This window comes from Frigoribacterium sp. 2-23 (assembly GCF_049601585.1).
Lineage (GTDB): Bacteria > Actinomycetota > Actinomycetes > Actinomycetales > Microbacteriaceae > Frigoribacterium.
On sequence record NZ_CP187126.1, the window covers coordinates 1,292,144 to 1,304,703 of the forward strand.

Below are 12,560 nucleotides of genomic sequence, written 5' to 3' on the forward strand. Positions count from 1 at the left end.
ATCCGTCTCGGCTGCGGTGCGTTCGGCCGGTATCCGATCGTCGTCGAAAGAATGGCCCCATGACCGAGAACACCGTCGTCCACCTCCGTGCCGGGGGGACCAGCGTCGTCGTCGACCTCCGCGGCGACCGCGTGCCCACGATCGTGCACTGGGGTGCCGACCTCGGCGACGTCGGAGCCTCCGCGCTGACGTCGCTCGCGAGGGCTGCCCGACCCCAGCGTGTCTCGGGCGGACTCGACGAGCCGACCCGTGCCTCCGTCGTTCCGCTCGAATCCGACGGGTGGCAGTACGAGCCGGGGCTCTCCGGTTCGCGGGCGGGCGGCGTCGGGTTCAGCCCGGCGCTGCGAATCGTCGAGTACACGACCGACGCACGCCGCCTCGTCGTGACCGCCCAGGACGAGGAGGCGGGGCTCACGCTGACGACGGAGCTCGCGCTGGGCGCCAGCGGGCTCCTGCGTCAGCGGCTCTCGGTGCGCAACGACCTCGACACGGACTACGTCGTGGCCGGACTGCACGCGACCTTCCCCGTGCCGGCCACCGCACGGGAGCTGCTCGACACCACGGGACGCCACCTCAAGGAGCGCTCGCCGCAGCGACAGCCGTTCACGGTCGGCGAGCACGTCCGCTCGAGCCGCCGCGGTCGCCCGGGCGCCGACGCCACGCTGCTGCTGTTCGCCGGCGAGACCGGCTTCGGGTTCCGGTCGGGCACGGTGCACGGCGTCCACGCCGCCTGGAGCGGCAACAACCGACTCGCCGCCGTGCGGACCTCGACGGCCGACGCCGTCCTGCTCGCCGGTGAGCTGCTGCAGCCCGGGGAGGGCTTGCTCACGCCGGGGCAGAGCTACACGACGCCGTGGCTGGTCGGCACGTGGGGCGAGGGCCTCGACGAGGCGGCGGCCCGCATCCACGACGACCTGCGGGCGCGACCCCGGCACCCCTCGTCGGCGCGACCGGTGACGCTCAACACGTGGGAGGCCGTCTACTTCGACCACGACCTCGACCGGCTCAGCGCCCTCGCGGTACGGGCGGCCGACGTCGGCGTGGAGCGGTTCGTGCTCGACGACGGCTGGTTCCGGCACCGTCGCGACGACACGGCCGGCCTCGGCGACTGGTTCGTCGACGAGGGGGTCTGGCCGGACGGTCTGACACCCCTGATCGAGCGGGTGCGCGCGCTCGGCCTCGAGTTCGGGCTCTGGGTCGAGCCCGAGATGGTCAACCTCGACAGCGACCTCGCCCGGGCACACCCCGAGTGGATACTGCACCCCGACCCCCGCTGGCCCGTGTCGGGTCGCCAGCAACACGTGCTCGACCTGGGGCACCCCGACGCGTTCGCGTATCTGCTCGACCGCCTCGACGCCCTGCTCACCGAGAACGACATCGCCTATCTGAAGTGGGATCACAACCGCGACCTGCTCGAGGCGGCCCATGCCGCGAGCGGTCGACCCGCCGTGCACGACACGACCGTCGCGCTCTACGCCCTGCTGGACGAGCTGCGCCGGCGCCACCCCGGCGTCGAGATCGAGAGCTGCGCCTCGGGCGGCGGCCGCGTCGACCTCGGCATCCTCGACCGGACCGAGCGCATCTGGGTCAGCGACTGCATCGACCCGCTCGAGCGACTCGACAACCAGGCGTACACGAACCTGCTCGTCCCGGTCGAGATGATGGGTCAGCACGTGGGCGCCGAGCGATCGCACTCGACCGGGCGCACCGCGCCGCTCGCGTTCCAGGCGGCCGTGGCGCTGTTCGGCCACTTCGGCATCGAGACGGATCTGACGCGACTCGACGACGACGCCCTGGCCGAGCTGACGTCCTGGGTCGCGCTGCACAAGCAGCACCGGGCACTGTTCCACACCGGTCGATCGGTCCACGCCGACCCGATCGACCCGAGCGTGGACGTCCGCGGGGTCGTCGCCGCGGACTCCTCGTCCGCGGTCTACGTGCTGACCCAGCGCACGGCGAGCGTGACCCTGCCGGTCGGGCGCGTCACCCTGCCCGGGCTCGACGCGTCGACGGTCTACGACGTGCGCATCCTGCCGCCGGCCGATCTGGCGGGCCCCGGACAGTCGCGCCTGCCGTGGGCCGAGGGCGTGACCCTGACCGGTCGGATGCTCGATGTCGTCGGTCTCGAGATGCCGGTGCTGTACCCGGGCAGCGCCGTCGTGCTCGAGGTGACGTCCGTCAGCGACTGACGCCGCGCCTCCTGGTCCGCTGCCGTGTTCGCCGGCTGGTTCGTCTCTTCGCGCGCGCGACGACCAGGGTCGTCAGCGCTGCGGTCGTCACCGACACGGCCGCGATGTGCACACCGGTGGGCAACGGTCCGGAGTCGTCCCACCACGCCGTGACGAGCGCCCAGGCGGTCGTGACGAGCGCCGTCAGGATGACGACGGCGGCGACGGGTCCGAGGAGGCGCGGCGCACGTCGGCCACGGAGCAGCCGGTCGGGCAGACCGGCCAGCGCCCCGGCCGCCGCACCGAAGAGCGCCGTCGCGATCGCCCCGACGAGCATCCCGGGGAACATCACGGCGACGAACATCAGGGACGCCGCCGACCTCGTGGCGATCGCGCCCACGATGGTCCAGACGGTGGGGACGAGCACGACCGCCGCCCCACCGGCGAGCGCCGTCGACATCGGCAGGACCGACAGCAGCGTGGCCGGGGGAGTGGCCGACCCGACGGGTATCGGGACGGGACGGGCCGCGGTGCGAGAGGAGCTCATCCCCCCACGGTAGGCAGGGGCGCCCGGGCCTTCATCCGCCTCCGGGACTCATGGCCTCCCTCGGAGGATGCAGAACGTGGCCCCGCGTGTAACGACTGGGTAAATGCTGCGGCCCGTGCAGGGGGCGCCCCGCACCCCGCCCGATCCCTAGAGACACGGCGATGCGGCGGCCTCCGCGGGTGGGTCGACCCGTGCCTCCGGTGTTCGGATGAACTAGCCATGTGCGCCGATGTCACTTATCGTTCACCGGAACGATAAACGGAAGGCCATCCCCGCATGACACCGATCGTCCCCGACTCGGGCCCGCCCCGCAGCCCGTCCCGCCGCACGGTGCTGGCCGGCGCGGCCGGCCTCGCCGGCCTGGGCCTGCTGACCCTCGCCGGGTGCACTCCCGCGCGCAGCACGCCGACCATCCCCGAGGTCGCCGCCACGGGCACCGCCGCCCGCGGTGGCCGCCTGCGCATCGCCCGCCCGGCCGCCAGCGCCGCCGAGACCCTCGACTCCGCGAGCTCGCTCTCGGCCTACGAATACCTCGGCGCCCTCTACAACCGCCTCGTCAAGCTCGACGACAAGGGCGTCACCGTGCCCGACCTCGCCTCGGACTGGTCGGCCAACGCCGACGGGACGGTGTGGACGTTCCGGCTGCGCGACGGCGTGCGGTTCCACGACGGACGCCGCTTCACCGCCGCCGATGCGATCTACTCGATCGACCACATCCTCGACCCCGACACCGCGTCGCCCCAGGGCGAGGTGCTGGCCGCCATGATCGGCCCCGGCGGCATGAGCGCCCCCGATCCGCTCACGTTGCGCATCGACCTGCTCACCCCGAACGCCGAGTTCCCGTCGCTGCTGACGGCGTACCAGTGCTACGTCATCCCCGAGGGCAGCGCCGACCCGGGTCAGGGCGGTGGCATCGGGCGCACGGGCATCGGGACGGGGCCGTTCCGGCTCAGCAGCTTCGAGCCCGCCGGCACCGGCAGCGTCGAGGCCTTCGACGACCACTTCGCCGGACGCCCGGTGCTCGACGGCATCGACTTCTATTCGATCCAGGACACGACGGCCCGCGTCAACGCCCTGCTCGCCGGTCAGATCGACCTGATCAGCCAGACCAACCTCGACTTCGCGACCGCGCAGGTCGTGAGCGCGTCGAGCAGCGCCACCGTCGCCCGCGCGCCCGACGCGCAGTGGTACACGATCCCGATGCTCGCCACGAGCGCCGAGTTCAGCGACCCGCTCGTGCGCCAGGCGATGAAGCTCGCCTACGACCCGACGGCCATCGTCGCCACCGCGCTGCAGGGCACCGGGTCGCCGGGCTGGGACAACCCCGTGCCGCCATCGCAGGCGGTCTGGCTCGACGACCAGCGCGAGTACGACCCCGACAAGGCGCGCGCCCTGCTCGCCCAGGCCGGGCGCGAGGGCCTCCGCACCGAGATCTACACGTCGAGCTACGAGTCGGTCTTCACCCCCATGGCCGTCGCCTACCGCGACGCGCTCAAGGACGCGGGCATCGACCTGACGGTGCGCAACGCGTCGTCCGACTCGTACTACACGCAGATCTGGATGCAGAAGCCGCTCATGGTGAGCTACTGGTTCACGGGCCGCCCGATCGACCAGCTGCTGAACCAGATCTTCCGGACCGGCTCGTCGTACAACGAGAGCGCCTGGTCGAACCTCACCTTCGACGGACTGCTCGACGACGCCCGCGCCGAGATGAACGACGACAAGCGTCGCACGCTGTACCAGGACGCCCAGCGCATCGTCGTCGAGGACTCGGCCGACATGACCCCGATGTTCGGCGACCGCCTCGTCGGCCTCTCGCGCCAGGTCGTCAACTACCGCGAGTACGGCTTCGAGTTCGACTACCTCCAGATCGGACTGCGCGCATGAGCACGACGGACGGCACCCCCACGAACGGCACGCCCGCCTCGGCCGGCGCACCCGCTCACGCCGGCACACCCGCGCCCGCGCCCGCCGGCACCTCGGCACCCGCGGGCACGACCGCGCCGACGCTGCGGTCGCCCGCCGAGCGCGGCCGCGCCGCCACGCGCGCCCTGGACCGCGATCTGCCGGGGGCCGGGCCGTCCGGTGCCTCGCCGACCCGCGCCTCCTCGGCTCTCGGCGGCACGCTCGTCGTCGTCGCGCGTCGCGTCGGCACGGCGCTGCTGACGGTGCTGCTCGCCTCGTTCTTCGTGTTCTTCGCGGTGCAGGCGCTACCCGGCGACGTCGCCCAGCAGCTGCTGGGCCAGGACGCCACGCCGGAGGCGCTGGAGACGCTCCGAGGGACGCTCGGCCTCGACCAGAACGTCTGGGTGCGCTACGGCCAGTGGCTGCTCGGAGCGAGTCACGGCGACTTCGGTGTCTCACTCGTCAGCGGCGCCCCCGTCGGGCCCGACCTGCTGATCGCGTTCCGCAACAGCATGCTGATCGCGTTGCCCGCGATGATCGTCGGCGTCACCCTGTCGCTGACCCTGGGCGTCATCGCCGGTGTGCGTCGCGGTCGCCCGAGCGATCACGCGATCTCGCTGATCAGCCTCGTCGTGATGAGCGTGCCCGAGTTCATGGTGGCGACGATCCTCGTGCTGCTGTTCGCGATCGCGATCCCCGTCTTCCCGGCCGTGGTGCTGCGCGGCGACAGCGCGACGGTGGCCGAGCTGCTGCCGAGCATCTGGTTGCCGGTCATCGTGCTGACCCTCGCCATGGCCGCGTACATCGTGCGGACGGCGCGCTCGTCGACCATCGACGTGATGGCGAGCGAGTTCGTCACGACGGCCGAGCTGAAGGGGCTGTCGACGCGGCAGGTCGTGTGGCGTCACGCCGTGCCGAGCGCGCTGCTGCCGACGCTCAACGTCGTGGCGCTCAACGTCGCCTGGCTGCTCGGGGGCGTCGTGGTCGTCGAGAACGTCTTCAACTACCCGGGCATGGGCAAGCTCATGCTCGAGTCGGTGTTCAACCGCGACCTGCCCACGATCCAGGCGATCGCCGTCGTCAGCGCGCTCGTCTACGTCGTCTGCAACCTCGCCGCCGACCTCATCGCCCTCGCGCTCGACCCGAGACTGCGCACCCGACGGAAGGCCCGCTCATGAGCACGACGGACACGGGGCACGGCGGCCGGCCCGGCACCGACCACGAGGAGGCACGGGTCGCCTCGCCCGGGCAGCCCGCGGGCCCGCAGACCCCGGGCGGCTGGCCGCGGCGACTGCGCACCGCGGCGACGGGCCTGACCAGCGGTCTCAGCGCCTCCTCGGCCCTCAGCATCGGGCTCGGCCTCATCGCGCTGCACATCGTGCTGGCGCTGCTCGCCCCCGTCATCTCGGGTCACGACCCGGTCGCCACCGATTCGACCGCGGCCCTCACCGGGTCGAGCTGGGCGCACTGGCTCGGCACCGACCAGTACGGCCGCGACATCCTGTCGCGCACCCTCAACGGCGGTCGCTACGCCCTCGTCGTGACGTTCTTGGCGACGACGATCGCGGTCGGCATCGGCACGGTGCTCGGTTGCGTCACGGCGTACGCCGACAACTGGTTCGACGAGGTCGTCATGCGCATCGTCGACGCGCTGCTCAGCGTGCCGTCGATCCTGGCGCTGCTCGTCGTCGTGACCGTGTTCGACTCGGGGCTCTGGGTGATCGTGCTCGCCGTCACCGTGATCTACGCGCCGGCCGTCACCCGCGTCGTGCGCGGAGCCGCGCGCACCGTCATCACGCAGGACTACGTCACGGCCGCCCGCGCCCGCGGCGAGAAGTCGCTCAGCATCGTCTTCCGCGAGATCCTGCCGAACGTGACCGACGTGGTGCTCGTCGAGTACGCGATGCGCGCCTCCTGGATCGTCCTGCTCATCTCGACGCTGTCGTTCCTGGGCTTCGGGGCCAATCCGCCGACGCCCGACTGGGGGCTCATGGTGCAGGAGAACCGCACCGCCCTCACCGTCGTGCCGATGGCGACGCTCGCGCCCGTCATCGCGCTCGCCACGCTCGTGATCGGCCTCAACCTCAGCGCGGACGGACTCAGCAAGTCGCTGGGCGTCGACCGCGCGCAGAAAGGGGCGGCCTCGTGAGCGCTCGTCTGGACACCGAAGGAGGCGCGGGTCGTGTCGTCGACGACACCGCCGGTGACATCGTGGTGCGGATCGACGACCTGTCGATCTCGTATTCGGCCGGTCGACGGGAGGTGCCCGTCGTGCGAGGTGTCAGCCTCTCGGTGCGCGCCGGTCGGGCCCTCGGCCTCGTCGGCGAGAGCGGCAGCGGCAAGTCGACCGTCGCCCGGACGCTGCTCGCTCACCTGCGGCGCGGCTCCCGCATCGTCGGCGGCAGCGTGCACGTGGCCGGCGACGACGTCTTCGCGCTCGACGAGCGCGCGACCCGGGCTCTGCGCGGTGGCACGGCGGCCCTCGTCGCCCAGAACGCCGGGCAGGCGCTCACCCCGTCGATGCGCGTCGGTCGACAACTGCGGGAAGCCCTCGAGAGCCACGGACTGCCGGGCGGACACGAGCGCGTGCTGGAGCTGATCCGGCACGTGCGGCTGCCCGACCCCGAGACCATCGTCCGTCGCTACCCGCACCAGTTGTCGGGCGGCCAGCAGCAGCGCATCGCGATCGCCATGGCCATCGCCGCGAAACCGAAGCTGCTCGTGCTCGACGAACCGACCACCGCCCTCGACGTCGTCACGCAGTCGGCGGTGCTCGAACTGATCCGCGACCTCGCCGTCGAGCTCGGGATGGCCATCGTGTTGGTGAGCCACGACATGGGTGTCGTCTCGACCATGGCCGACGACATCGCCGTCATGCACGACGGACGCATCGTCGAGTACGCGACGACCGAGCGGCTCTTCGCCGCCCCGGAGCACGAGTACACCCGCGAGCTGCTCGCGAGCATCCCGCGGGTGCGGGTCGAGGGGTCCGCCGGGGAGTCCGACGCCGGTGTCACCGCGTCGACTCTCGTGGACTCGCCTTCCGTGTCACCGCCCGAGCCGGCCCCGATCGTGTCCGCGCACGACCTCGTCGTCCGCTACGGCCGAGGGCTGCCCGCCGCCGTCGACGGCATCTCGTTCGACATCGCTCCGCGCGAGACCCTCGCCGTGGTGGGGGAGTCGGGCAGCGGCAAGTCCACGCTGGCCACGGCGCTCGCCGGGCTGATCCCCGCCGAGTCGGGCACGTTCGCGTTCACCGGCTCCGACGGCGTCACGAGCGATCTGACCCGCCCGGTCGCCGGGCGGACGGCGGCCCTGCGGCGGTCGATCCAGCTCGTGTTCCAGAACGCGGACACATCGCTCAACCCCCGCCGCACGGTCGGCGCGGCCATCGCCCGGCCGCTGAAGTTGTTCACGGGGTCGTCGTCGCCGCAGCGCGTCGCCGAGCTGCTGGTCGAGGTCGGACTGCCGCCGGAGTTCGCGTCGCGCCTGCCGGCCCAGCTCTCGGGCGGGCAACGCCAGCGGGTCGGCATCGCCCGCGCGCTGGCCGCGGGACCCGATCTGATCATCGCCGACGAGATCACGACCGCGCTCGACGTCCGCGTGCAGGCCGACGTGCTCGACCTGCTCACCGGACTCCGCGACGAGAAGGGGCTGAGCTGCCTCTTCATCAGCCACGACCTCGCCGTCGTGCGCGGCGTCGCCGACCGGGTGGCCGTCATGACCGGCGGCCGGATCGTCGAGATCGGCCCCGCCGACCGCGTCTTCGCCGGGCCGAACCACCCGTACACGCGCACGCTGCTCGACGCGACCCTCGACCCCGGCACGACCGAGCTGCCCGGGGTCGGCGACGCCGCACCGCGCTGGCGCGACGTCGACGGCTGGGACGAGCATGGCGACGGACACCGCACGAAACGCTGGGAGGCCCTGTGACGACGACCGACCGCGGCGCCGACCGCCGCACCGACGCCCGCGCCGACCGCCGCTTCGACGCCCGGTTCGAGGTGACGGTCCGCGACGAATGGGTGCCGCTGCCCGACGGCACGCGCCTGCACGCGCGCATCTGGGCACCCGAGACCACGGCGCCCGTGCCCGTCCTGCTCGAGTACCTGCCGTACCGGCTCGACGACTGGACGGCCCCGCGCGACAGCGAGCGGCACCCCTGGTACGCCGCGCGGGGCTACGCCTCGGTGCGGGTCGACATCCGCGGTACCGGCTCGTCGGACGGGCTGTTCGACGACGAGTACTCCGAGCAGGAGCTCACGGACGGCATCGCCCTGATCGAGTGGCTCGCCGCCCAGCCGTGGTCGACCGGAGCCATCGGTGCCTTCGGCATCTCGTGGGGCGGCTTCAACGCCCTGCAGCTCGCGGGTCGGGCGCCCGCCGCGCTCAAGGCGATCGTGACCGTCTGCTCGACCGACGACCGCTACGACAACGACGTGCATTACATCGGCGGCGCCGTGCTCGGCATCGACATGGCGTCCTGGGGCGGCACGATGTTCGCGTTCAACAGCCGACCGCCGCGCCCCGAGGTCGTCGGCGCCGACTGGGTCGCCCGCTGGCGCGAACGCCTCGAGCACAACCGCCCGATGACGACGACCTGGCTCTCGCACCAGGAGCGCGACGACTACTGGCGGCACGGCAGCGTCTGCGAGGACTACTCGAGCATCACCGCCGCGGTGCTGGCCGTCGGTGGCTGGGCCGACCCGTATCGCGACGCCGTGCTGCGCCTGGTCGAGAACCTCGACGCGCCGGTCAAGGGCATCATCGGCCCGTGGTCGCACCAGTACCCCGACCGCGGTCTCGCACCGGGCCCGGGCATCGGATTCTTGCAGGAGACCCTCCGATGGTGGGACCACTGGCTGCGCGACATCCCGACGGGCGTCGACGCGGAGCCGGCCCTGCGCGCCTGGATCAACGACTCCGAGCCGCCCGCGACGTACTACGCCGAGCGCACGGGCCGCTGGGTCGCCGCATCGGCATGGCCGGCCCCCGAGACCGAGGCGCGCACCGTGCCGCTCCACACCCTGCGCGGAGGCGGGGACGGCGACGTCGTCGTGCGCTCGCCGCAGAGCACCGGCCTCGACGCCGGGCGGTTCTTCCCGTTCGGCAACGCCACCGACCTGCCGCCCGACCAGCGCGCCGAGGACGGCCGCTCGGTCTGCTTCGACCTGCCCGTCGGCGGGTCGGGCGAGCCGGGTGCCCCGCTCGACGTGCTCGGCCGCGTCGTCGTCGACCTCGCGGTCTCGAGTGACGTGCCGCACGGCACCGTGATCGTGCGCCTCTGCGACGTCGCCCCCGACGGCAGCTCGACCCTCGTCACCCGAGGGGTGCTGAACCTCGCGAAGCGCAACGGCCGACACCTCGCCGACGACCCGATGGAGGCGCGGGTCGAGCAGACCGTGCGCGTCGAGTTGGTCTCGACCGGGCATTCCTTCCCGGCCGGCCACCGCCTCCGGGTGGCCGTCTCGTCGGCCTACTGGCCGTGGGTCTGGCCGCATCCCGTGGAGGCGACGCTGACCATCGCGCCCGAGCGCAGCGGCGTGACGCTGCCGGTCTGGACGCGCGGCCGCGACGTCTCGCCGACCGACGACGGCGTCGTCTTCGAGGCACCCGAGCGGGCCGAGCCCCTCGCGATCACGAGGTTGCCCGCATCGGACCGACCGCAGCGCAGCATCACGCACGACGTCGAGACGGGCGAGTGGGTGCTCGACGTCGACCCCGGCTACGGCGGCGGACGCGAATACCCCGACGGCCTCGTCTTCACGGAGGACAGTCGCGAGACGTACCGCATCGTCGACGGCGACCCCCTGTCGGCCGTCGCGGAGTCGCGCTGGGCGATCGGCCTTGAGAAGCCGACCTGGCGGGCCTGGCTCGAGACGACGTCGCGCGTGACGGCGTCGGCGGACGCGTATCGCATCGAGAACACGGTCGTCGCCTGGGCGCGGGACGGGGGACCCGACGCCGAGGTCGTCCGGGTCGCCGAGCGCACGTTCGACGAGTCCGTGCCGCGGACGTCGGCATGAGCGCCGAGGTCGAGGCGGTACCGGCCGCGCCGGCCGCGCCGGCCGGTCGCCGTCGCAAGCCGGCCGAGCGGCGGGCGCTCATCGTCGAGGCCGCCCGCGCCGTCATCGTGCGCGAGGGACTCGGGGCGACGCGGCTGCGCGACATCGCGGTCGAGGCCGGGGTCTCGATCGGCACGGTCACGTATCACTTCGCGAGTGTCGCCGAGATCCTGAACGAGGTCGTCGTCCTCGAGACGGCGCGGTTCTACGCGTCGATCATCGAGGCCGTCGACGCCGAGCCCGACGCCGTCGTCGGCGTCCGGATGCTCGTCGAGCCGCTGTTCGCCGACACGGACGCGACCGACGAGCACTGGAGGCTCTGGTCCGACTACTGGACCGCCGTGGCCCGCAAACCCGCCGTGGCGGCCGAGTACGTCGAGCGCATCCGCGTGTGGGAGGCATGCCTGACCCGTGCCCTGCGCCGCGGTGTCGCGTCGGGGCAGTTCACGACCGCCGACCCGTCGGCCCTCGCCTTGCAGCTCGCCGCGTACAGCGACGGCCTCGCGACACAGCTCGCGCAGAAGGCCCCCGGTCTCACGCCGGCGCGGGCGCTGCAGTGGATGTGGACCTTTCTCGAGCACGAGACGGGCGCCTCCTTCTCGGGGTGACCCGTGCCTCCTCGGCTCGCTGCGGACCTCGTTCCGGCCAACGAACCTCGGTGTAGCGAGGTTCTTCGGCCAGAACGAGGTCCGGTCGGCGTCAGCCGCGCGGTCGGTACACCGACGCGACGGCGCCCGACTCGAACTCGCGCCGGGAGACGAGCTCGAGGTCGAGGCGGGGGTGCAGCCCGGCGAGCAGGTACGGGCCGTGACCGGCGACGCGGGGGTGCACGACGAACTCGTACTCGTCGATCAGCCCCGCCGAGGCCAGGGTCGTCGCGAGGTCGGAGCCGCCGAGTCGGAGGCCACCCCCGGCCCGGCCCTTGAGCTCGCGCACCGCGTCGACGACGTCGCCGCCGAGCAACTCGGCGTTCCAGTCGACGCGCTCGAGCGTGGTCGAGGCGACGTACTTGGGGATGCGGTCGATGACGCACGCGAACGGCACCATCCACTCGGGGTAGACCTGCGGCAGCGGCGGTCGCCACGCGCCTTCCATCAGCTCGTAGGTGACCCGGCCGAGCACGAGTCCGTCGGCGTCCGCGAGAGCCTCGGTCGCCTGGTGGTGCGTCTCGGCGTCGGGTGTGCCCTCGCGGTGGTCGATGCACCCGTCGAGTGTGACGTTGATGGAGTAGGTCAGCTTCCGCATGCGGGCGACGCTACTCAGCGGGCGCGGCGCCTGCTGGCTGTTCGGGCTCGGCGCGGGCTGCCGGGGCGTCGGGCTGCGTGCGCCGCTTGGACGCGACCACGACGACGGTCGTCAGCACCGCCGAGCCGACCGTGACGAGCGGAACCTGGATGCCGAGCGGGAGGGGCAGGAGCGAGTCCAGGACGGTGGTCGAGACGAGGACCCAGCCACCCGAGACGACGGCGGTGAGGACGACGACGGCCGAGACGGCCCCCAGGAGGCGCGGCTCGGCCCGCCGACGGAGCAGCCAGTCGGGCAGACCGGCCAGTGCCCCCGCGGCGGGGCCGAACGCGGCCGTGACGACGGCCCCGATCAGCAGCCAGGGCAGGAGCATCACGAGGAAGGGCAAACCACGCGGCGAGAGTGTCACGATCGAGGCGAGGAGCAGTATCCCGACGGGGACGAAGACGACGGCGGCAGCCCCCGCGAGAGCCGTGGTCAGCGGGAGGACGGCGAGGAGCGTCTTCGGTCGGTGCCGCCGAGCGACGGTCATGCGAGGAGTCCGGACCGGAAATATGTGATGTGAAGCATGTGACGAGCCTAGGCGGGCGCTCGGTTCCGATGCATCATCCCGGAGACGCAGTCTGGCGT

Annotated in this window: 10 protein-coding genes; 7 read left to right on the forward strand and 3 right to left on the reverse strand. The window is 72.5% G+C overall.

The features are described from left to right. Positions 1-59: 59 nt before the first annotated feature. Entirely contained in the window at positions 60-2,189 is a 2,130-nt protein-coding gene (locus ACPEEZ_RS06165; protein WP_423923823.1) for an alpha-galactosidase, read from the forward strand. Here the strand turns inward: ACPEEZ_RS06165 and ACPEEZ_RS06170 are convergent. Further along, entirely contained in the window at positions 2,179-2,715 is a 537-nt protein-coding gene (locus ACPEEZ_RS06170; RefSeq protein WP_423923824.1) for a hypothetical protein, read from the reverse strand. The genes ACPEEZ_RS06165 and ACPEEZ_RS06170 overlap by 11 nt on opposite strands. 276 nt (positions 2,716-2,991) lie before the next feature. On the opposite strand from ACPEEZ_RS06170, the gene ACPEEZ_RS06175 reads away from it, so the two are divergent. Genes ACPEEZ_RS06175 through ACPEEZ_RS06200 form a run of 6 tightly spaced genes read left to right on the forward strand, consistent with a single transcriptional unit; the run spans position 2,992 to position 11,293 of the window. Further along, positions 2,992-4,602, forward strand: a complete 1,611-nt coding sequence (locus ACPEEZ_RS06175) for an ABC transporter substrate-binding protein (protein WP_423923826.1) — start codon at positions 2,992-2,994, stop codon at positions 4,600-4,602. Next, positions 4,599-5,798 (forward strand): ABC transporter permease subunit, encoded by a 1,200-nt coding sequence (locus ACPEEZ_RS06180; protein WP_423923828.1) that lies wholly within the window; start codon positions 4,599-4,601, stop codon positions 5,796-5,798. Before ACPEEZ_RS06175 ends, ACPEEZ_RS06180 begins: the two co-directional genes overlap by 4 nt. After that, positions 5,795-6,769: an ABC transporter permease gene (locus ACPEEZ_RS06185; protein ID WP_423923829.1), complete on the forward strand. Its 975-nt coding sequence runs from the start codon at positions 5,795-5,797 to the stop codon at positions 6,767-6,769. Before ACPEEZ_RS06180 ends, ACPEEZ_RS06185 begins: the two co-directional genes overlap by 4 nt. Then, positions 6,766-8,553 carry a dipeptide ABC transporter ATP-binding protein gene (locus tag ACPEEZ_RS06190; protein ID WP_423923831.1) on the forward strand — a complete coding sequence of 596 codons (1,788 nt, stop codon included), beginning with the start codon at positions 6,766-6,768 and terminating at the stop codon, positions 8,551-8,553. The genes ACPEEZ_RS06185 and ACPEEZ_RS06190 overlap by 4 nt, the downstream gene beginning before the upstream one ends. Further along, positions 8,550-10,646, forward strand: coding sequence for a CocE/NonD family hydrolase (locus tag ACPEEZ_RS06195; protein ID WP_423923833.1), 2,097 nt, complete (start codon positions 8,550-8,552; stop codon positions 10,644-10,646). Before ACPEEZ_RS06190 ends, ACPEEZ_RS06195 begins: the two co-directional genes overlap by 4 nt. Next, a complete protein-coding gene (locus tag ACPEEZ_RS06200; protein WP_423923835.1) occupies positions 10,643-11,293 on the forward strand; it encodes a TetR/AcrR family transcriptional regulator in 651 nt (216 codons plus the stop codon). The genes ACPEEZ_RS06195 and ACPEEZ_RS06200 overlap by 4 nt, the downstream gene beginning before the upstream one ends. 91 nt (positions 11,294-11,384) lie before the next feature. On the opposite strand, the gene ACPEEZ_RS06205 is transcribed toward ACPEEZ_RS06200, so the two are convergent. Both ACPEEZ_RS06205 and ACPEEZ_RS06210 read right to left on the reverse strand, forming a co-directional pair. Continuing rightward, the gene (locus tag ACPEEZ_RS06205) at positions 11,385-11,930 is read right to left on the reverse strand and encodes a dihydrofolate reductase family protein (protein WP_423923837.1); all 546 of its coding nucleotides are present in this window, start codon (positions 11,928-11,930) and stop codon (positions 11,385-11,387) included. Between the two features lie 10 nt (positions 11,931-11,940). After that, positions 11,941-12,462 carry a hypothetical protein gene (locus ACPEEZ_RS06210; protein WP_423923839.1) on the reverse strand — a complete coding sequence of 174 codons (522 nt, stop codon included), beginning with the start codon at positions 12,460-12,462 and terminating at the stop codon, positions 11,941-11,943. Between the last annotated feature and the right edge of the window lie 98 nt (positions 12,463-12,560).

Bases quoted from the DNA above. Each gene is read 5' to 3' on its own strand.
- ACPEEZ_RS06165 (WP_423923823.1), top strand. From the start codon at position 60: ATGACCGAGAACACCGTCGTCCACCTCCGTGCCGGGGGGACCAGCGTC.
- ACPEEZ_RS06170 (WP_423923824.1), bottom strand. From the start codon at position 2,715: ATGAGCTCCTCTCGCACCGCGGCCCGTCCCGTCCCGATACCCGTCGGG.
- ACPEEZ_RS06175 (WP_423923826.1), top strand. From the start codon at position 2,992: ATGACACCGATCGTCCCCGACTCGGGCCCGCCCCGCAGCCCGTCCCGC.
- ACPEEZ_RS06180 (WP_423923828.1), top strand. From the start codon at position 4,599: ATGAGCACGACGGACGGCACCCCCACGAACGGCACGCCCGCCTCGGCC.
- ACPEEZ_RS06185 (WP_423923829.1), top strand. From the start codon at position 5,795: ATGAGCACGACGGACACGGGGCACGGCGGCCGGCCCGGCACCGACCAC.
- ACPEEZ_RS06200 (WP_423923835.1), top strand. From the start codon at position 10,643: ATGAGCGCCGAGGTCGAGGCGGTACCGGCCGCGCCGGCCGCGCCGGCC.
- ACPEEZ_RS06205 (WP_423923837.1), bottom strand. From the start codon at position 11,930: ATGCGGAAGCTGACCTACTCCATCAACGTCACACTCGACGGGTGCATC.
- ACPEEZ_RS06210 (WP_423923839.1), bottom strand. From the start codon at position 12,462: ATGACCGTCGCTCGGCGGCACCGACCGAAGACGCTCCTCGCCGTCCTC.